Here is a 19,050-nt window from a genome sequence, read left to right as displayed (position 1 = left end):
TCAGCCCCCGAGGAAGCTGCGGCGGACCTCATCATCGGCCAGCAGGTCCTTGCCGGTGCCGGTATGGGCGTTCGCGCCCTGCACCAGCACATAGCCGCGATCGGCGATTTCCAGCGCCTGACGCGCGTTCTGTTCCACCATCAGGATGGGGATGCCGGTGCGGCTGACCTCGATGATGCGGTCGAACAGCTCGTCCATGACGATGGGCGAGACACCGGCGGTGGGCTCGTCCAGCATCAGCACCTTGGGCTTGGTCATCAGCGCACGGCCCACGGCGACCTGCTGACGCTGCCCGCCCGAAAGCTCGCCCGCCGCCTGGTGGCGTTTCTCGCGCAGGATCGGGAACAGGTCATAGACCTGCTCCATCGTCGGGCGGAAATCGTCGCGGCGGGTGTAGGCGCCCATCTCGAGGTTTTCCTCGACCGTCATCGAGGTGAAGATGTTCGAGGTCTGCGGCACGAAGCCCATGCCCTTTTGCACGCGGGCCTGCGGGGTCAGGTGGGTGATATCCTCGCCATCCAGCACAACGCGCCCCTTGCGCAGGTTCAGCATGCCGAAAACGGCCTTCATCGCGGTGGATTTGCCCGCGCCGTTTGGCCCCACGATCACCGCGATCTCGCCGGGGTTCACGGCGATGGTGCAGTCATGCAGGATGTCCGCACCGCCGCCATAGCCGCCGGTCATCGCCTCGCCGATCAGAAAGGCGCTGGCGCCCTCGATCCGTTCGGCGCGGCCCCCCGCGGGGACCGGATCGCCCATGTGATCGACCGGCTCGCCGGTGACCGAGCGGTCGTTGTTGCCGCGATCCTCGTAGCCGCTGTCGCCGCTCATGCGCCCGCCTCCAGCTTGTCCTTGTTCTTGAGGCCAGTCCCGAGATAGGCCTCGATCACCTCGTTATTGGCCTTGATCTCGCCGATGGAGCCTTCGGCCAGCACGCGGCCCTCGGCCATGACGATGACGGGATCGCAAAGGCGGCCGATGAAATCCATGTCATGCTCGATCATGCAGAAGGTGTAGCCGCGATCCTGGTTCAGGCGCAGGATCGCGTCGCCGATGGTGTTCAGAAGCGTGCGGTTCACGCCCGCGCCCACCTCGTCGAGGAACACGATCTTGGCGTCCACCATCATCGTGCGGCCCAGTTCCAGCAGCTTTTTTTGCCCGCCCGAGATCATGCCGGCGGGGTGGTCGGCCAGGTGCTCGATGGTCAGGAATTCCAGCACCTCGTCGGCCTTGGCGCGCAGGGCGCGTTCCTCCTCGGCGATGCGCTTGCGCCCGAACCAGGTGTTCCACAGCTTTTCGCCCGACTGGCCGGCGGGCACCATCATCAGGTTTTCGCGGCAGCTCATCGACGAGAACTCGTGCGCGATCTGAAAGGTGCGCAGCAACCCCTTGGCGAACAGCTCGTGCGGGGGCAGGCCGGTGATGTCCTCGCCATCCATCACGACGCGCCCCGAGGTCGGCGGCAGAACGCCTGCAACCACGTTGAACAGCGTGGTCTTGCCCGCGCCGTTCGGTCCGATCAGGCCGGTGATCGACCCGGTCTCGATTTTCAGGCTGGCGCCGTCCACGGCGTGAAAGCCGCTGAAATGCTTGTGCAGGTTCTCGACCGTGATCATGTGCGGCTTTTCCCCAAAAACGAAGCAGCCCGGCGATTAACCGGGCTGCGCGTGGACCTCAAGTCAAATGGACCGAAATCAGCGGAATTCGATCGTCTCCAGCGATCCGCCCTGCATCTCGACGACGCGGTAGGACCCGGCTGCCTCGCCCGAGCCGATCATCTCGACGCCCGTGGCCCCCTGATAGTCGATCTCGCCGCCTTCGGCGAGGATTTCGAGCGCGCGGCCCAACTCGCCGGGCATGATCGGCTCGCCAGGGGCGTTGGCCACATCCATGATCGCGGGCGCGTATTCGGTGCCCACGGTCGACCCCGCGGCCTGCATCGCCAGCATCAGCAGCGCGGCTGCGTCATAGGCTTCGGCCGAAAAGACCGAGGTGTTGTCGAAATCGGCGCCTTCCGCGACGGTGGCGTACATCTCGACGCCTTCGCCTTCGGCGCCCGGTGCGGTGCCGAAGCTGCCGTCGATATCGCCGCCGAAGATTTCGGCCAACGTGTCGCCGACCATGCCGTCACCAAAGGCGAACATGTCGAACGCGCCGGTGTCCAGCGCGGCCTGAACCACGCCCGAGCCACCCTGATCGACATAGCCCAACACCACCAGCACGTCGCCGCCGGCCGAGGCCAGCGCGCCGACTTCGGCCGAATAATCCGCGCGGCCATCCTCGTGGGCGGCGACCAGCGTCACTTCGCCACCGGCCTCCTCATAGGCCGCTTGCAGCGCGTCGGCAAAGCCTTGGCCGTAGTCGTTGTTGGTGTAGGTGATGGCGATCGATTCGATGCCTCGCTCCATCAGGATGCCGGCCAGAACCTGGCCCTGCCGCGCATCCGACGGGGCGGTGCGGTAGAACAGGCCGTTATCGTCGGCCGAGGACAGCGCGGGGCTGGTCGAGGCGGGCGGATCATCGGCACGCCGTTGGGCACGGCGACGTTCGCCAGAATGGCCGTGGACATGCCCGAGCAGTCCGAGCCCATGATGCCCACCACGCCATCGGTCGTGATCACGCGCTCGGCGTTGGCCGTCGCGCCGGCGGCATCCGAACAGAACGTGTCGGCGCGCACGGGGGTGACGGTCATGCCGTCCATGAAGGCACCCGAAGCGTTGACCTCGGCAATGGCCAGTTCGGCGCCGCCCGCGATCGGCGGCACCAGGCTTTCGATCGGACCGGTGAAGCTGAGCAGGATGCCCAGCGGCACCTCGCCGCCGTCCTGGGCGAAGGTGCCGCCGGTCATGGCCATCGTTGCGGCCGAGGCGAGAAGGATCTTTTTCATCTGATGTCTCCCTGTTGGACATTCGGATCGTTACGCGCGGACAGTACCACGCGCAATTTCGGTGAAAAGAGGCATTCGCTAGATCAGGGAGGGCAGCCAGAGCACGATACCGGGGAAGGCGATCAGCACAGCCACCGTGGCCACATCGGCCGCGAAGAAAGGCGTCGCGCCGCGAAACACGTCCTGCACGGTGATGGGCAGCTTGCTGTCCTTGGCGACACCGGCGACGACGAAGCAGTTCAGACCTATGGGCGGCGTGATCAGACACAGCTCGGCCATCTTGACCACGATGATCCCGAACCAGATCGCGCATTCCTCGGCGGTCATGCCAAAGGCCGAAGCCTCGCGCGTGACATCCGGCCCCCCATTGAGGGCGATGATGGCCGGGAAGGTCACCGGAAGCGTCAGGATCAGCATCCCGATCGCATCCATGAACATGCCGAGGATGACATAGACCAGCAGGATCGCCAGCAGCACCAGATAGGGCGAGTATTCCAGCCCGCCGATGAACCCGGCGAAGACATCGGGCAGTTGCGCATAGCCGAGGAACCGCACGAAGATCAGCACGCCCCAGATCATGGCGAAGATCATGGCGGTCAGCTTGGCGGCCTCCATCAGCGCGCCTTTCAACTCGCCCCATTTCATGCCCTTCCACAGCGCCATGACCAACACGACAAAGGCCCCGAGCGCGCCCGCCTCGGTCGGCGTGGCCCAGGCCCCGTCTTCGCCGCGATAATAGATCGAGAAGATGATGATGAAGATCACGAACATGATCGGCAGCGCGCCGGGCAGGGCGGCGAACCGCTCGCCCCAGGTGTAGCCGGTGACCGGCGGGCCGAGGTCCTTTTTCCACTTGGCCAGGCCGATGACCAGGCCCGCATAGATCAGCGCCGAGACAAAGCCCGGAACGAACCCGGCCAGCAGCAGCTTGCCGACGGATTCCTCGACAATGATGGCGTAGATCACGAGAATGGCCGAGGGCGGGATCAGGCTGGCCAGCGTCCCGCCCGCTGCGACGACGCCGGCGGCGAAGGCCTTGTTGTAGTTCAGGCGCAGCATCTCGGGGATCGCGATCCGCGCGAAAACGGCCGAGGTGGCGACCGACGCGCCCGAGACGGCGGCAAAGCCGGCCGTGGCGAAGACGGTCGCGACGCCCAAGCCCCCCGGCACCCAGCCGACCCAGCGTTTCGCGGCCTCGAACAGCGTGCGCGTCAGGCCCGCGTAATAGGCCAGATAGCCGATCACGATGAAGGTCGGGATCAGGCTGAGCGCATAGCCCGACGATTTGGAATGCGGCACCTGACCGGCCAGTTTCAGCGCCGTCACGAGACCCCGGTCAAAGCCCTGCCGCTGCATGAAGAAGATGCATAGCCCGACGATCCCGACAAAGGCGGCGGCAAAGGCCACGCGCACGCCGATCAGCACCATGATCAGCAGCAGTCCGCACAGCCACAGCGAGACGGTGAAGATATCGACCCCGTCGAGCAGGGCGCGCATGTCGATGAATTGATCCATGCCGCGCTACCCCTTGTCGTGTCCGCTGACCGTTTCGGCCTCGCGGCTGGCCTGTTCCATGGGATCCTCGGGCAGGGGGACCGCAACGGGCGCATCGCCCCCCTGCCTCAGGCCGCGTGCATAGCCCCAGACCTGCAACACCAGCCGCACCCACAAGAGGGACAGGGCCAGCGGCACGATCAGTTTCGCGGGCCAGAGCGGCAGGCCGATATCGATCGAGCTGTCACGCGAAAACAGCGCCATGTCCCAGTCGAAGCTACGCAGGAAATGATGCCAGCTGCCATAGATCAGGCCCGTCGTCAGGATGAGCATGAACAGCACCGACAGCAGTTCGGCAAACCACAAGGTGCGGCCCCTGAGGCGCATCACCACGATATCCATGCGGATATGGCCGCCCTCGCGTTGGCAATAGCTCAGCCCGAGAAAGGCGAACAGGATCATGAATTGCGAGGTCCAGTCGACATAGCCCGGCACCGGCGCGTTGAACAGCTTGCGCCCGATGACGTTCCAGACGGCCATCAGGACCAGCAGCAGGATCGTCGCGCCGCCGATGAGGTTCAGCGCCGCCTCGACGCGCAAGACCGCGCGGTCGAGACGCGACAAAAGGCTGTTGTCGCTCTGGACATTGGAAGAAGACATGAAGGCCGCCGGATTAGGGTTGTCCGCGGTCCGGCGTCACGGGGCCGGACCGCGGGTTTGTCGATCAGGACGCGCCGGGGCTCAGTTGCCCGAACGCACCTCCTGCAGGGTGGCGCCCACAAGATCGTAGAGCTCCTGCGCGGGCAGGCCGGCGGCGTTCATTTCCTCGATCCAGGCGGCGTGGATCGGGGCCGCGGCCTCGGCGAGCTGCGCCAGCTGCTCCTCGGCGATCGTGACGCGCTCGACCTCGCGCTCGTCCACGCACCTCGTCCCACCGTGCCAGAAGCTCGCCGTAATTCTCGAGGTAGTAGTCGATGGCATCATCGACGGCGGCATCCAGAACGGCGCGTTCCTCGTCCGTCAGGGCCTCGTAGGCGTCGATATTCACCACGACGGGGCAGTTGACCGTGCCGGGGTTCAGGTTCTCGGTCCACCAGTCGGCGATGTCGATCGTGCGGAAGGACAGATGCGCATGCTGGGCAAAGGCGACGGTATCGACGACGCCCGACTCCATGGCGTTATAGGCCTCGGACGAGGTCACCGAGGTCGGCACACCGCCCACCGACGAGAACAGTTCGCCCAGGCCCCCGGTCGCCCGCACGCGCATGCCGTCCATCTCGGCCACTTCGTCGCGCGGCTCGCCCGTGCCGACGAGGTTGTATTGCGGCATCGGGCTGGTCATCAGCATGCGCGCATTCCACTGGGCCATTTCCTCGGCCACGGCGGGATGGTCATAGACGGCATGGCTGACGGCCACCTCTTCGTCGAGGTTGCGCACGTCCATGAAGGGCAGTTCCAGCACGGTGATCGCGCGGTTCTTGTCGGGGTGGTAGCCGGCGCAGAACTGCGCCATCTCGAACGCCCCGATCGAGATACCGTCCAGATTCTCGCGGTTGTTGGACAGGCCGCCATAGCTGATGTTCATCGTGAACGCGCCATTCGTGGCCTCGGATACGGCATCGGCGAGGTAGTGGATATGCTCGGTAAAGGCGCGGCGCTGGCCCCAGACCGAAACATTCCATTCGGTCGCCAGGGCTTCGCTGACGAAAGACACCGAAAGGACCGCCCCGATGGCGGAGGTCGCAAAGTACTTCATGGATGTTCCTCCCACAGAACGCGGCTCCGTCCCTTACGCGGGCCGCTTGGGCGCGAGGTTAGACGCGGCAATCTGTCCATGCCAAGGGCGAATTGGCCCGTGCGGTCAGAAAATCTGACCGGAATACCTGTATTCTCGCGCTCTGGTTGTGGCGCGCGGCGCGGGTTCAGGGCGCGGTGGTGCCAAACAGCCGCAGGCGCGATATCCCGCCATCGGGGAAGATGTTGAACCGGACATGGGTCACCGGCCCGAGCTTGGTCAGTTCGTCCCGGTAGGAATGCTCGGCATCGGCGCCCAGTTTCTGCTGGGGCAACAGCTCTTTCCAGAACATCGAGTCGGTGATCAGCGCATCGGTCAACCCGTCACCGAAATTGCGCAGGTCGGCGGCCTGGATCGACGCGCTGTCGGGGAAGTTGCCCTTGAAATGGGCCGTGTCGATCACGCATTTCTCGATTTCGCCGCGCGCGCCCAAGGCGATGATCATCCAGTCATAACCCGGCTCGCGACGGCGCCGCGTCTCCCAGCCGTCGCCCATGTTGATGCCGCGACCCGGGGCTAGAAGGCGGTTGTAATCGCCGTAATGTGCATCGGAAAAGCCCAGGATACGCCCGCCATTCAGCGCGGCGACCAGATCGATCTCGCCCTTTGCATTGGCGGCATCCAGTTCCGGCACGCCATAAACCCGCAGCCGTGCAATGCCGCCATCGGGGTAGATATGCACGCGCAGATGCGTCCAGCTTTCGAAACTTTCGCATTTGAAGAAGTGATGCGCCGACGGCCCCAAGGGCTTGTGCGGCAGGATGGTGACCCAGCTCTGCTCCTCGGGCGGACGTTCGCCCCGGAACGAGCAGGCCTCGATCTTGCAGGCCGGGGCGTAGTTGCCGGTGAAATGGCTGGTGTCGATGTCGAAACCGATGATCCGGCCCGCCCCGGCCAGCCGGATGATCGCGGTGTCATGCCCGCCATCGCGGCGACGCTGCGTTTCCCAGCCATCCATCCACTTACCGTGGTCGTCGAACTTGCCCTCGATGAAGACCGGGTCGGAATCATGCAGCATGCGTTCCAGCGGGGCGAAGAACTGGTTGCTGGCCCAGACCGCCCGCGCGCCAAGCCCCTGCGAGGCAAGGTTGATCCCCGTGCGGGCAAAGAGCGGGATGTCGGGGTTCAGGCTTTCGATGCTGGGCATGGCATGTCCGGTTGTTCGAGGGCAGGACGGGCCGCGACGGCCGCGTGGCGCGAACGGCCCTTTGACCCCGCGCCAATGCGCCATGTGCCCGTGATTGAAGCAGATGCCGGCGGATTAAGCCCCATTTTCCGCAAAGGGCAAGCCCCGTTGGGCGGGCCCGGCGGCGCGCCCCTTGCGCATCCCCCGTGTTTTCGCCGAAATGCCTGCAAAACGAACGATCCCGTGACAGTCATGCATGGGGCGCGCACGCGCGAGGGGACGCTTATGGACACCACCATCCTGCTGCACTGGGCCGAGTTTGCGGTGCGTTGGCTCCATGTCATCACGGCGATTGCGTGGATCGGGTCGAGTTTCTATTTCATCGCGCTCGATCTCGGGCTGGTGCGTGACCCCAGGCCCGCCAGCGGCGCCGATGGCGAGGAATGGCAGGTGCACGGGGGTGGGTTCTACCATATCCAGAAATACATGGTCGCCCCGTCGCAGATGCCCGAGCATCTGACCTGGTTCAAATGGGAAAGCTACTGGACCTGGCTGTCGGGCTTTGCCCTGCTGGTTCTGGTCTACTGGGTCGGGGCCGAGCTTTACCTGATCGACTGGACGGTGATGGAGCTTGCCCCCTGGCAGGCCATCGGCCTGTCGGCGCTGTCGCTGGTCGTCGGTTGGGTGATCTACGATCTCTTGTGCAAATCCCGGCTGGGCGACAGCCCAACGGTGTTGATGCTGCTGCTTTTCGCGCTGCTCGTGGTCATGGCCTGGGGCTATACCCAGGTCTTTTCGGGGCGGGCCGCGCTGCTGCATCTCGGGGCGTTCACGGCCACGATCATGACAGCGAATGTCGCGATCATCATCATCCCCAACCAAAAGATCGTCGTGGCCGATCTCAAGGCCGGGCGCACCCCCGATCCGAAATACGGCAAGATCGCCAAGCTGCGCAGCACGCATAACAATTACCTGACGCTGCCGGTGATTTTCCTCATGTTGTCAAATCACTACCCGCTGGCCTTCGCGTCCGAGTTCAATTGGCTGATCGCGGCGCTGGTGTTTCTGATGGGGGTGACGATTCGGCATTTTTTCAACACCATGCATGCGCGCGGCGGCTATCGCTGGTGGACCTGGGGCGCGACGGCGGCCATTTTCGGGGCCATCGTCTGGCTGTCGGTGGTGCCCCTTGCCGACGCGCCGCAGCAGGAGGTGCGGGTGAACCCCGCCTTTCAACCCTTTGTCGAACATGACGATTTTCTGCAAGTGGCCGATATCATCATGGCGCGCTGTTCGATGTGTCACGCCGAAGAGGTCTATTGGCCCGGCCTCGCCGTGGCGCCGGGCGGTGTCATGCTGGACAGCGAGGCGCGGATCGCGTCCCATGCCCGCGACATCTACTTGCAGGCGGGGGTGGACCCACGCCATGCCGCCCGGCAACCTGTCCTACATCGAAGAGGACGAGCGCGCCGCGATCCGGGCATGGTATCGGGCGGTCACCGGCGGCGCGACCTAAGGAAAAAAGCACGGAGGGCAGAATGCCGGCACCCCGAAACGACGTGAAAGCCGCCCTGGCGGCGGGCCAGTTGCAACGCGGCCTCTGGCTCAATCTCGACAGCCCGGTGACGGCCGAGATCGCGGGGCGGGCGGGCTTCGACTGGTGCCTGATCGACGGCGAACATGGCCCGTGGGACCCGACCGGCATCCGGGCCCAGTTGATCGCGCTGGAGGGCACCGGAACGACCGCCGTGCTGCGCGTGCCGGTGGCGCAGGACTGGATCCTCAAGCAGGCGCTCGACCTTGGCGTGCAGACCGTGCTCGTGCCCATGGTCGATTCCGTGGCCGAGGCCGAGGCCGTGGTCAGGGCCTGCCGCTATCCGCCCGAAGGCGTGCGTGGCATGGGGGCTGCCGTCGCGCGCGCGGCCGCCTATGGCAACACGGCCGACTATGCCGCCACGGCGAACGAGGAAATCTGCATTCTCGTGCAGGCCGAAAGCCGGGCGGCGATGGCGGATCTGGCGGCGATCGCCGCTGTCGACGGGGTCGATGGCGTGTTCATCGGTCCGGCCGACCTCGGCGCCGATATGGGCTATCGCGACGCGCTCGATGCGCCCGAGTTGTGGGACGAGGTCGAACGGGGGATCGCGATCATCCGCGATGCCGGCAAAGCCGCCGGGATCATCGTGTTCGGCGAAGAGGCCGAGGCGCGCATGATCGATTGCGGGGTGACGTTCCTCGGCGTCGGGTCGGATGCCGCACTGCTGGCGGCCGCCCTGAAAAAGGTGGCCGCGCCCGCATGATCCGGCTGGCCCATGCCGATGCGGTGGCGTTGATCGACCCGGCGGTGGGCAACATCCCCAGTTGGCAGGTGGCGGGCCGCAAGCCGCTCCATGCCGCGGCCTGGCGCGACGACCCGCAGGTGCAGGCGGATGCCGAGCTCCCCTTGGTCGAGCGCCGCCTGGCCGGCGATTTTCTCTGTCTGCCCTTTGGGGCCGCCGCCTCGGGCGACGATCCTTTGCATGGTTGGACGGCCAACAGCGCGTGGACGATCCTCGAGCATGACGTGGCCCATGCCACCCTGCGCCTTGGGGCGCGCCCCTACGGGGCCGAGATCACCAAGCGCGTGCAACTGGTCGAGTCCGGCCTGTTGCAGACGCATGTGATCGAAGGGGGCTTGGGCGAGGTGACGCTGGCCCACCACCCGATGAGCCACATGGCCGAGGGCGGGCGACTGTCCTTTTCGCCCAAGCGGGCGGCCCTGACCGATCCGCTGGCGCTGTGCCCTGGTCGCAATCTCTGGTCCGTCAACCAGTTGCGCGGCGATCTTCATCTCGATTGCGAAGATGGCCGTCAATGGGACCTGCGCCAGTATCCGGCCCGTCACCGGGTCGAGGATTTCGCGATCCTGGTCGAGGCGCGGGGGGCACGGCTGGGCTGGACGGTTGTGATCCGGCAGGCCGAGGATGACATGCTGGTGATCGTCAAGGAGGCGCGGGTACTGCCGATCACCATGTTGTGGATCTCGAATGGCGGGCGCGAGTTTCCGCCGTGGAACGGGCGGCATACCGGGGTGATCGGCATCGAGGACGGTGTTGCGAACGGCCCCTCGGGCCTCGGCGCCGCGACGGGGGAAAACCGGCTGACGGCGCTTGGCGTCCCGACCACCCTGTCTTTGGGGCCACGGCATGTCATCCGGCATGCGATGATCTCTTTGCCGCGCCCGCCTGGCTGGGTCGAGGTTGTGGCGCTGTCGATCACCCGCGGAACGCTCAGCCTGACCGAAGCGTCGGGCGCGCAGATCGCCGTGCCCTTCATGGAAGGCTTCTTTCCCCAATGACGACCCAGATCCTCGTCGATGCCGACGCCTGCCCGGTCAAGGAAGAAATCTACGCCGCCGCTTTTCGGCACAGGCTGCCGGTGCGCCTTTTCGCGGCACAATACCTGCGCCATCCCGATCATCCGCTGATTTCCATGACCATGGCCGGCGCGGCCTTTGACGCCGCTGACGACCTGATCGCCGATGCCGCCGGGCCGGGATCGCTGGTCATCACCGCCGATATCCCCTTGGCCGCGCGTGTCGTCGAGGCGGGCGCGTTGGGTCTGACCCCGCGCGGCGAGACATTGGATGCCCGCAATATCGGCTCGAAACTGGCCACGCGCGACCTGATGGCCGATCTGCGAGGCGGGCTGGAGGGCATGACCATGGGCGGGCCGAAACCGTTCTCGAAATCGGATCGCAGCGCCTTTGCCAATGCGATCGAGACGACACTGCGCCGACTTGGCAACGGGTAGGGACCGCGCGTAGGGGATTTTCAATGCATGCGCTTTGCGCTACACGCGCGGCTTGGCCATTCGAGAGAGCGTCATGAGCTTCACCCTCGCCATTGTCGGCCGCCCCAATGTGGGCAAGTCGACCCTGTTCAACCGTCTTGTCGGCAAGCGTCTGGCGCTGGTCGACGACCAGCCCGGCGTGACGCGTGACCTGCGCGAGGGGGCCGCGCGCCTGGGCGACCTTCGCTTTACCGTGATCGACACCGCCGGGCTCGAGGATGCGACCGATGACAGCCTTCAGGGCCGGATGCGGCGCCTGTCCGAGCGTGCGGTCGAGATGGCCGATGCCTGCCTGTTCCTGATCGACGCGCGGGCCGGCATCACGCCGAACGACACGCTCTTTGCCGATATCCTGCGCCGCTCGGGCAAGCCCGTCATCCTGACCGCCAACAAGGCCGAGGGGCGGGCCGCCGAGGCCGGGTTGATCGAGGCGTGGGAGTTGGGTCTGGGCGAACCCCTTGCCCTGTCGGCCGAGCATGGCGAGGGCATGGCCGAACTGGCCACGCGGCTGGCCCCGCTGGTCGAAGAGGCCGAGGCGCGCAGCGAAGAGGCCGAGACCGACATCGACATCGACGATGCCGAGGCCGAGGGCGACGGACCGCGCCCGATCACCGCGAAGCGCCCGCTGCAGATTGCCGTGGTGGGCCGCCCCAATGCGGGCAAGTCCACGCTGATCAACCGCATCATCGGCGAGGATCGCCTGCTGACCGGCCCCGAGGCCGGGATCACGCGCGATTCCATCGCCGTGCCTTTCCAATGGGAGGGCACGCATATGCGCATTTTCGACACGGCCGGCATGCGCAAGAAGGCCAAGGTGCAGGAAAAGCTGGAAAAGCTGTCGGTCGCCGACGGGTTGCGGGCGGTGAAATTCGCCGAGGTCGTCGTCGTCCTGCTGGATGCCGCGATCCCCTTCGAGACGCAGGATCTACGGATTGCCGACCTCGCCGCACGCGAGGGGCGGGCGGTCGTGGTTGCGGTGAACAAGTGGGATCTTGAAGAGGACAAGCAGGAAAAGCTGCGCGACCTGCGCACGGGGTTCGAACGGCTGCTGCCGCAACTGAAAGGCGCGCCGCTGGTGACCGTGTCGGCCAGGACGGGCCGGGGGCTGGACCGGCTGAATGCCGCGATCCTCAAAGCCTATGATACGTGGAACCGCCGGGTTTCCACCGCGCGCCTGAACCGGTGGCTGACCGCCATGACCGAGGCACATCCGCCCCCGCGCCGGGCGGCAAGCGGATCAAGCTGCGCTATATGACCCAGGCCAAGACGCGTCCGCCGGGCTTTGTGGTGATGTGCTCGCATCCCGACAAACTGCCGGAAAGTTATTCGCGCTACCTGATCAATGGCCTGCGCGAGGATTTCGACATGCCGGGCACGCCCATCCGCCTCTGGATGCGGAGCCAGGCGGATCAGAACCCCTACAAGGACCGCAAGAAATCGACACCCTCGCGGCTATCGAAACATGTCCGCGCCGGGGCGACGCGAAAAAAGGGCTAGCGCCGTGCCCGCACCAGCATCAAGAGCGATCCACCGACGCCGGTGAGAAACAGCGCCGCGCCGAGATACCCCATCAGCGCCGAGACGACACCGGCCGTCGCGGCATCGAGCGTCAGGCGTGGCAACCCCAGGTCGGTCAAGAGGACCGGCGCCCCGTAAAGATAGACGAGGGCACCCGCATAGACGGCCCCGAACATCCAGGCCAGGGCGGGGCCGCCGGGATGCAGCAGGCGGCTTGCGCCCCAGATCAACACGCCCATCGCCGCCATGATGCCCGCCAGGATCATTGGCCGACGGTCGGTCACCACATAATAGATGTCGCGGAAACTTCCGTCTTCGCCGATGGCCCCTTGCGAAAGCTGTCCAGCGAACAGACGGACGCCCAGGGCGAACAGCGCCCAGAACAAGGCCGCCCCCAGATAGAGGGCGGCCGGTCGTGTCACGGTCATGTAGGCCAGCGCCGGTACCAGCAGCGCAAGAAGGGCCCACAGCAGCATCGCGCCCTCAGGCGTTGGCTTCGCGGATCTTGTCGGCGGCATCCTTGGAATAGGTGACGCCCTTTTCGTCGAACAGCTGATCCAACTCGCCCGACAGGGTCATCTCGGTGACGATATCGCAGCCGCCGATGAACTCGCCCTTTACGTAAAGCTGCGGGATCGTCGGCCAGTCGGAATAATCCTTGATGCCCTGGCGAATGTCTTCGTCGGCCAGCACGTTCACGTCCTGGTAGGGCACGCCCATGTAGTTGAGCACGCCCGCCACGCGGCTGGAAAAGCCGCATTGCGGCATGTCCTTGCTGCCTTTCATGAACAGGACCACGTCATTGGCGGTCACGGTGTCCTTGATCCGGGTCTTTGCATCTTCGCTCATGGTCGGTTCCTGTTCCTGGTCGGGTTATGGGCTGTGGTCTGTTCAGGTCTGGCGCGCGGGCCCGCCGTCATCTGGCCGGGTTTCCCGCGCCTCGGTTTCGGGGTCGTTGTAATCGCTGGGGTCGTAGCTGTCCGGATCGAAGCCGCTTTCATCCTCGGCAAGCGCGCCGACATGGGTTGTGCCTGTCTCCTCATTGAAGGTCAGCCCGTATTGCGAGCGGCCCTCGGACGTGTAGCGGCGCAACTCATGAACCACCGCATGGACGAAGACGACCATGAAAGGCACAAGGATCAGTCCCGCCAGCAATCGCGCATCCATGCCGGTGTCACCTTATTCCGGCGCTTTGGTGGTCAGGGCGAGGGCGTGCAATTCGCCATTCGACCCGTCCATCTTGCCCTTGAGCGCGGCATAGACGGCGCGTTGCTGCTGCACGCGGTTCATGCCCCGAAAGCTCTCGTCGATCACCTGCGCCGCGAAATGCTGCCCGTCGTCACCATCCACGGTGATCTTGGCATTTGGAAAGCTTTCGCGGATCATCGTTTCGATTTCATGGGCGGTTATCGCCATGGTTGTCGTTCCCCTGAACCTGTCGTCGTCGAAAAATGTAAGTGCGCAGACGGGCCCGCGCAAGTCGCGCGCCCGACTTGCGCGGTTCAGCCTGCGCGTCAGCCGAAATGGCCGGCGAAGGCCCCCGTCCAGATATCGCGCAACTCGTCCAGCGCTGCCTCGGTGGCCCCGATGCGCACCGTGTCGCCGGTGAACTTGCCCACGGTCTGGATCGTCACGCCGGCCTGGCCGGCAGCAACCATCAACGCCTCGGCCTTGTCGAAGCTGCAGGCAACCAGGTATCGGCCCTGATCCTCGCCGAAGAGCGTGGCGGTATCGGCGGCATCCAGCGTCACGCCGACCCCGCCCGCGATGGCCATTTCCACGGCCGCAAGCGCCAGACCGCCATCGCTGAGGTCGGTGCAGGCATTGATCCACGCGCGGTTTTCGCGGATGAACTCACCGTTGCGCCGCTCGGCCTCGAGATCGACATAGGGCGCGTCGCCATCTTCGCGGTTGAACACCTCGTAGAGCAGGGCGGATTGGCCCAGATGCCCCCTCGGCGCTGCCGATCACAAGGGCCACATGCCCGCTGCGTGCGGTGCCGGCGATCAGATCATCGAGGCTGTCGAGCAGCCCGACCGCGCCGATGGTCGGTGTGGGCAAAATGCCCTGACCGTCTGTTTCGTTGTAAAGGCTGACATTGCCCGACACGATGGGCATGTCCAGCGCCGAACAGGCCGCGCCGATGCCTTTGATCGCGCCGACGAACTGGCCCATGATCTCGGGCTTTTCGGGATTGCCGAAATTCAGGTTGTCCGTGGTCGCCAGGGGTTTGGCCCCCACGGCGCAGAGGTTGCGATAGGCTTCGGCCACCGCCTGCTTGCCGCCTTCCTCGGGGTTGGCCTTGACGTAGCGCGGCGTCACGTCCGAGGTGAAGGCCAGCGCCTTTTCGGTGCCATGCACCCGCACCACGCCTGCGCCGAGGCCCGGCGCCACGACGGTGTCGGCCATGACCATGTGGTCGTATTGCTGGTAGATCCACGCGCGCGAGCAGTAATTGGGGCTGCCCAGCAGGATCTTCAGCGCGTCGATCGCGTCGATCTCGGGCACCGGCTCCATCTCGGGTGCGGGTTCGGTCGGCACCCATGGGCGGTCGTATTCCGGCGCCTCGGAGGAGAGCTTTGACAAAGGCACATCGGCCTTCACTTCGTTGCCGTGAAGGATGATGAACCGGTCCTCGGCAATGGTCTCGCCCACGATCGCGAAATCGAGGTCCCATTCTCGAAAACGGCGCGCGCCGCGGCCTCTTTCTCGGGGTGGAGGACCATCAGCATCCGCTCTTGCGATTCCGACAGCATCATCTCGTAAGCGGTCATGTTCTCTTCGCGCTGCGGCACGTCATCGAGGCGCAACTGCACGCCAAGTCCGCCCTTGTCGCCCATCTCGACCGCCGAGCAGGTCAGGCCGGCCGCCCCCATGTCCTGGATCGAGATCACGGCGCCGGTTGCCATCAACTCCAGCGTCGCCTCCATCAGGCGCTTTTCGGTGAACGGGTCGCCCACCTGCACCGTGGGGCGCTTTTCCTCGATCGTGTCGTCAAACTCGGCGCTGGCCATGGTGGCCCCGCCGACACCGTCGCGGCCCGTCTTGGCGCCAAGATAAACCACAGGCATGCCGACGCCCGACGCCTCGGAGTAATAGATCTTGTCGGCATCGACCAGGCCGGCGGCAAAGGCGTTGACCAGGCAATTGCCGTTATAGGCGGCGTGAAACCGCGCCTCGCCGCCGATGGTGGGCACGCCGAAACAGTTGCCGTAACCGCCGATGCCTTCGATCACGCCATGCACAAGTTGGCGCGTCTTGGGGTGGTCCTTTTCGCCGAAACTCAGCGCGTTCATCGCCGCGATGGGGCGCGCGCCCATGGTGAAGACATCGCGCAGGATGCCGCCGACACCCGTCGCCGCCCCCTGGTAGGGCTCGATATAGGATGGGTGGTTGTGGCTCTCCATCTTGAAGACCACGGCCTGACCATCCCCGATGTCGACGATGCCCGCATTCTCACCGGGGCCGCAGATGACCTGGGGGCCGTCGGTGGGCAGCGTCCGCAGCCATTTCTTCGAGCTCTTGTAGGAACAATGCTCGTTCCACATGGCCGAGAAGATGCCCAGTTCGGTGAATGTCGGCTCACGCCCCATGATCTCGAGAAGGCGGTCGTATTCGTCGGGTTTGAGGCCATGGGCCTCGTTCAAGTCTGGCGTGATGGCAGGTTCGGTCATCTGTCCCCTCCGGTTGACCTGTCTTTAGGGCAGGGCGGGGGCAGGGGAAAGGGCCAGTTGCGAACCATCCGCCAGGCGGGTCGATTCGGCACCGATGATGGCGCATCGCGAGCCTGCCAGCGTCACCTTCCGCGCCAAGGCGTGATCGAAAAACCGCAGTTGGCGTCGGAGTTTACCACAGACCGGCCCGCGATCTGGCCCATTGCCCATCCCGGGCATAACGTCCGCCACAATAAAAGACGCGCCCCCAAGGGGCCGTGACAGGAAGAAGGAAGGACCCGACCATGATGCGTGCAATTCTCGGCGGAACCGCAGTTGCTGCCGTGCTGGCCATCGCACCCGCCAACACGGCCCAGGCCGACCCGCTTGGCCTTTATTTCGGTGCGTCCGGGGTGATCGGCATCGGGGAGTTGAGCAGCACCAGCCACTATGTCGTCCCCGAAGGCATCGCCGCGCCGCTGTTCGAGGGCAACCCGACCGAAACCTTCGATATCGAAGGCGGCGGCGTGAACCTGCGCGTCGGCTACATGACCGAGTTGGGCGGGTTCCTCGTCGGCGGCGAGTTGTCGGGCATGATGGGCAGTATGGTCGTCGACGACACGCGGCGCATCCGGGTCGGCCAGGCGGGCACCGGCTATGACGACCGGTTCGAACTGAGCACGCCCAATGCGTTCGAAATCACCGATCTGGTAGAGTTGCGCGCGCTCGTCGGCATGACGCTCGGCGGTGGCTTCTCGGTGTTCGGGACGGCCGGGTATGCGTTCGGCCAGGGCGAAAGCATGGACGGTCGGATCGACCGTTTCGCCGAGCCCGCCGCCCCCGGCCATGGCAGAACGCAGGATTTCGACGTGGACGGCTATTCGTTCGGTGTCGGGACGATGTACCAGTTAAATGACAACGCAGCGCTGACCCTGCAATACACCTACACGGATTTCGGGTCCTACGATGTGCCGCAGCAGGATTTCGGCATCAATGCCAATGGGTTCGAGGAAGAGCTCGACATCACGCTCGGGCGCGTTGAGATGGGCTTCGTCATCGGCTTCTGACGGCCTGCAACGCCGCGCCCGATCACAGGGCGCGGCGGAACGTCAGGCTTCTTGCACGGCTGTGACCGGCATGTGACGTCCCTGCGACCAGCGAAAACCCGAGCCGCCGAAACAGGCGGTGGTTTTCGCGCAGTTCGACACGGGTCTGCACCTCGAGACAGGTCAACCCGTGGCTGCCAGCCGCCCGTGCCGCGGCATCGAGGATCTCGCGCGCCATGCCCTGGCCGCGCTGCGGTGCAGCAACCGCAAGTTTCCCCACATGGTAACATGCCGGCGTCGCCAGCCCGAAAGCGCAGGCGACCGGGCGGCCCGTGATGCGCATGAGAAAGAGGTCCCCGGTCTCGCTTTTGCGGGCAAGATCGGCAGCCGTCAGGTGGTTGAGCGACGATGGCGGGTCGATCCGCCCCTCCATACCTGCGAAGCAATCGCCCAACAGTTGCAACAACGCGTCCCAATCGTCGAAATCGGATGGGTTTGTTTCGACCCAATGGCCAATTCCAGGCGCGGTCATCGCATCCCCTCTGCGCGTCTTGCGGTCAAAAAAAAGGCCGAGACGAATCTCGGCCAAAGTCCAACAGGGAGGTAATGAAGGGACAGTTGCCTGTTCCGCTCCATTGATGCTGAAATAGTCAGCACATTAGAATCGATCAAGCCGTTTCGCGCCGCACTGCCGCATTCCCGGTATGATTGTGGCGCATAGCACACAGAAATGGTGATATCGGCCGTTCTGTGCCGCTCCGCGCTCAGCCCGCCTGTGCGCCGAGGCTTTCTTTCAGTCGCTTGCGATGGGCGATGACCTCTTCGGTGACGAACTCGCGAAACGCCTCGATTCGCTTCGATTGACGCAATTCCTCGGGATAGGCGAGGAACACAGGCACCTCGTTGGATTCAACATTGGGCAGGACGCGCACCATCTCTGGAAAATCCTGCGTCAGGTAGTCGGGCAGAACCCCGATGCCCAGATCGTGGATGACGCCCTGCAGGACGCCGAAGTAATTGTTCACCGTCAGATGGCTGCCGACATCATAGCTCGTCAGTTCGCGCACCAACACGGCACCGGCCGAGACCTGCGCGCTGTTGGCGTTCTGGCTGATCAGGCGATGTTCGCTGAGCTCCTCGAGGCTTTGCGGCGTGCCGTTCTTTTCCAGATAGCTGGGCGAGGCGTAGAGGCGCATGTTGATCGCCATCAGCTTTCGGCGGATCAGGTCGGCCTGGCTGGGTTCCTTCATGCGGATGGCGACATCGGCCTCGCGCATCGGCAGGTCGAGAACACGTTCCTCCAGCATCAGGTCGATCCGCAGGTCGGGATATTTCGCATAGAGCGCCGGCAGGCGCGGGGCCAGCCACAGCGATCCGAAGCCGATCGTCGTCGTCACGCGCAATTCGCCGAAGACCTCTTCCTCGCTGTCGCGAATGCGGGCCGCGGCGGCATCCAGGCGTTTGGTCATGTGCTTGGTGGCGTCGAACAGCAATTCACCCTGTTCGGTCAGGATCAGACCGCGCGCGTGGCGGTGAAACAGCGTCGTGTTCAACCCTTCCTCGAGGGCGCGAATCTGCCGGCTGACCGCGGATTGGCTGAGGTGCAGCGTATCGCCGGCATGGGTCAGGCTGCCGGCATCGGCCACGGCGTGAAAAATTCGCAATTTGTCCCAATCCACCGGGCGAACCTCCAGCTACGT

General features: G+C 64.9%; 16 protein-coding genes and 4 pseudogenes. 6 read left to right on the top strand and 14 right to left on the bottom strand.

Translation table 11 applies throughout. The annotated features are described in order from the left end of the window. The 7 genes and pseudogenes from ROSELON_RS13910 to alc form a co-directional block, all read right to left on the bottom strand. A complete protein-coding gene (locus ROSELON_RS13910; RefSeq protein ID WP_025312948.1) occupies nt 1-831 on the bottom strand; it encodes an ABC transporter ATP-binding protein in 831 nt (276 codons plus the stop codon). Further along, nucleotides 828-1,616 (bottom strand): ABC transporter ATP-binding protein, encoded by a 789-nt coding sequence (locus ROSELON_RS13905; protein WP_025312947.1) that lies wholly within the window; start codon nt 1,614-1,616, stop codon nt 828-830. The genes ROSELON_RS13910 and ROSELON_RS13905 overlap by 4 nt, the downstream gene beginning before the upstream one ends. Nucleotides 1,617-1,694: 78 nt before the next feature. After that, nucleotides 1,695-2,887, bottom strand: a pseudogene (locus ROSELON_RS13900) (ABC transporter substrate-binding protein). Nucleotides 2,888-2,965: 78 nt separating this feature from the next. Further along, a complete protein-coding gene (locus ROSELON_RS13895) occupies nt 2,966-4,402 on the bottom strand; it encodes a TRAP transporter large permease (protein WP_025312946.1) in 1,437 nt (478 codons plus the stop codon). Nucleotides 4,403-4,408: 6 nt separating this feature from the next. Next, nucleotides 4,409-5,041, bottom strand: a complete 633-nt coding sequence (locus ROSELON_RS13890; RefSeq protein ID WP_025312945.1) for a TRAP transporter small permease subunit — start codon at nt 5,039-5,041, stop codon at nt 4,409-4,411. 81 nt (nt 5,042-5,122) lie between these two features. Continuing rightward, a pseudogene (gene dctP, locus ROSELON_RS13885) lies at nt 5,123-6,137 on the bottom strand (TRAP transporter substrate-binding protein DctP). Between the two features lie 166 nt (nt 6,138-6,303). Continuing rightward, on the bottom strand, nt 6,304-7,323 hold the full coding sequence (gene alc, locus ROSELON_RS13880) for an allantoicase (protein WP_025312944.1): 1,020 nt from the start codon (nt 7,321-7,323) through the stop codon (nt 6,304-6,306). Between the two features lie 264 nt (nt 7,324-7,587). Here alc and ROSELON_RS13875 point away from each other — a divergent pair, with 264 nt between their 5' ends. The 5 genes and pseudogenes from ROSELON_RS13875 to der all read left to right on the top strand — a co-directional run bounded on the left by ROSELON_RS13875 (nt 7,588) and on the right by der (nt 12,630). Next, nucleotides 7,588-8,865 (top strand): urate hydroxylase PuuD, encoded by a 1,278-nt coding sequence (locus tag ROSELON_RS13875; protein WP_407059661.1) that lies wholly within the window; start codon nt 7,588-7,590, stop codon nt 8,863-8,865. Then, the gene (locus ROSELON_RS13870; protein WP_025312943.1) at nt 8,841-9,602 is read left to right on the top strand and encodes an HpcH/HpaI aldolase family protein; all 762 of its coding nucleotides are present in this window, start codon (nt 8,841-8,843) and stop codon (nt 9,600-9,602) included. The genes ROSELON_RS13875 and ROSELON_RS13870 overlap by 25 nt, the downstream gene beginning before the upstream one ends. After that, the gene (locus ROSELON_RS13865; protein ID WP_025312942.1) at nt 9,599-10,639 is read left to right on the top strand and encodes an aldose epimerase family protein; all 1,041 of its coding nucleotides are present in this window, start codon (nt 9,599-9,601) and stop codon (nt 10,637-10,639) included. Before ROSELON_RS13870 ends, ROSELON_RS13865 begins: the two co-directional genes overlap by 4 nt. After that, nucleotides 10,636-11,094: a YaiI/YqxD family protein gene (locus ROSELON_RS13860; RefSeq protein ID WP_025312941.1), complete on the top strand. Its 459-nt coding sequence runs from the start codon at nt 10,636-10,638 to the stop codon at nt 11,092-11,094. Before ROSELON_RS13865 ends, ROSELON_RS13860 begins: the two co-directional genes overlap by 4 nt. A gap of 73 nt (nt 11,095-11,167) precedes the next feature. Further along, nucleotides 11,168-12,630 (top strand): annotated as a pseudogene (gene der / locus ROSELON_RS13855) (ribosome biogenesis GTPase Der). Here der and ROSELON_RS13850 read toward each other — a convergent pair. The 5 genes and pseudogenes from ROSELON_RS13850 to purL form a co-directional block, all read right to left on the bottom strand. After that, nucleotides 12,627-13,127 carry a hypothetical protein gene (locus ROSELON_RS13850; RefSeq protein WP_025312940.1) on the bottom strand — a complete coding sequence of 167 codons (501 nt, stop codon included), beginning with the start codon at nt 13,125-13,127 and terminating at the stop codon, nt 12,627-12,629. The pseudogene der and the gene ROSELON_RS13850 overlap by 4 nt on opposite strands. 7 nt (nt 13,128-13,134) lie before the next feature. Next, nucleotides 13,135-13,500 (bottom strand): Grx4 family monothiol glutaredoxin, encoded by a 366-nt coding sequence (gene grxD / locus ROSELON_RS13845; RefSeq protein ID WP_025312939.1) that lies wholly within the window; start codon nt 13,498-13,500, stop codon nt 13,135-13,137. A gap of 42 nt (nt 13,501-13,542) precedes the next feature. Beyond that, entirely contained in the window at nt 13,543-13,818 is a 276-nt protein-coding gene (locus ROSELON_RS13840; protein WP_025312938.1) for a hypothetical protein, read from the bottom strand. 12 nt (nt 13,819-13,830) lie between these two features. Then, on the bottom strand, nt 13,831-14,067 hold the full coding sequence (locus tag ROSELON_RS13835; RefSeq protein WP_025312937.1) for a BolA/IbaG family iron-sulfur metabolism protein: 237 nt from the start codon (nt 14,065-14,067) through the stop codon (nt 13,831-13,833). Nucleotides 14,068-14,165: 98 nt separating this feature from the next. Then, nucleotides 14,166-16,325, bottom strand: a pseudogene (gene purL, locus ROSELON_RS13830) (phosphoribosylformylglycinamidine synthase subunit PurL). A 284-nt stretch (nt 16,326-16,609) separates the two neighbouring features. On the opposite strand from purL, the gene ROSELON_RS13820 reads away from it, so the two are divergent. Further along, complete coding sequence (locus ROSELON_RS13820) at nt 16,610-17,371, top strand: outer membrane protein (RefSeq protein ID WP_084613802.1); 762 nt, start codon at nt 16,610-16,612, stop codon at nt 17,369-17,371. A 22-nt stretch (nt 17,372-17,393) separates the two neighbouring features. Here the strand turns inward: ROSELON_RS13820 and ROSELON_RS13815 are convergent, their stop codons facing one another. Then, the gene (locus ROSELON_RS13815; RefSeq protein ID WP_025312934.1) at nt 17,394-17,882 is read right to left on the bottom strand and encodes a GNAT family N-acetyltransferase; all 489 of its coding nucleotides are present in this window, start codon (nt 17,880-17,882) and stop codon (nt 17,394-17,396) included. A 232-nt stretch (nt 17,883-18,114) separates the two neighbouring features. Further along, nucleotides 18,115-19,029: a LysR family transcriptional regulator gene (locus tag ROSELON_RS13810; protein WP_025312933.1), complete on the bottom strand. Its 915-nt coding sequence runs from the start codon at nt 19,027-19,029 to the stop codon at nt 18,115-18,117. Nucleotides 19,030-19,050 lie beyond the last annotated feature (21 nt).

It is taken from the genome of Roseibacterium elongatum DSM 19469 (assembly GCF_000590925.1).
Taxonomy (GTDB): domain Bacteria; phylum Pseudomonadota; class Alphaproteobacteria; order Rhodobacterales; family Rhodobacteraceae; genus Roseibacterium; species Roseibacterium elongatum.
This window is presented reverse-complemented; position numbering and strand designations above follow the sequence as displayed.

Coding starts and splice junctions, on each gene's coding strand:
- ROSELON_RS13910 (WP_025312948.1), bottom strand. CDS start 831: ATGAGCGGCGACAGCGGCTACGAGGATCGCGGCAACAACGACCGCTCG.
- ROSELON_RS13905 (WP_025312947.1), bottom strand. CDS start 1,616: ATGATCACGGTCGAGAACCTGCACAAGCATTTCAGCGGCTTTCACGCC.
- ROSELON_RS13895 (WP_025312946.1), bottom strand. CDS start 4,402: ATGGATCAATTCATCGACATGCGCGCCCTGCTCGACGGGGTCGATATC.
- ROSELON_RS13890 (WP_025312945.1), bottom strand. CDS start 5,041: ATGTCTTCTTCCAATGTCCAGAGCGACAACAGCCTTTTGTCGCGTCTC.
- alc (WP_025312944.1), bottom strand. CDS start 7,323: ATGCCCAGCATCGAAAGCCTGAACCCCGACATCCCGCTCTTTGCCCGC.
- ROSELON_RS13875 (WP_407059661.1), top strand. CDS start 7,588: ATGGACACCACCATCCTGCTGCACTGGGCCGAGTTTGCGGTGCGTTGG.
- ROSELON_RS13870 (WP_025312943.1), top strand. CDS start 8,841: ATGCCGGCACCCCGAAACGACGTGAAAGCCGCCCTGGCGGCGGGCCAG.
- ROSELON_RS13865 (WP_025312942.1), top strand. CDS start 9,599: ATGATCCGGCTGGCCCATGCCGATGCGGTGGCGTTGATCGACCCGGCG.
- ROSELON_RS13860 (WP_025312941.1), top strand. CDS start 10,636: ATGACGACCCAGATCCTCGTCGATGCCGACGCCTGCCCGGTCAAGGAA.
- ROSELON_RS13850 (WP_025312940.1), bottom strand. CDS start 13,127: ATGCTGCTGTGGGCCCTTCTTGCGCTGCTGGTACCGGCGCTGGCCTAC.
- grxD (WP_025312939.1), bottom strand. CDS start 13,500: ATGAGCGAAGATGCAAAGACCCGGATCAAGGACACCGTGACCGCCAAT.
- ROSELON_RS13840 (WP_025312938.1), bottom strand. CDS start 13,818: ATGGATGCGCGATTGCTGGCGGGACTGATCCTTGTGCCTTTCATGGTC.
- ROSELON_RS13835 (WP_025312937.1), bottom strand. CDS start 14,067: ATGGCGATAACCGCCCATGAAATCGAAACGATGATCCGCGAAAGCTTT.
- ROSELON_RS13820 (WP_084613802.1), top strand. CDS start 16,610: ATGATGCGTGCAATTCTCGGCGGAACCGCAGTTGCTGCCGTGCTGGCC.
- ROSELON_RS13815 (WP_025312934.1), bottom strand. CDS start 17,882: ATGACCGCGCCTGGAATTGGCCATTGGGTCGAAACAAACCCATCCGAT.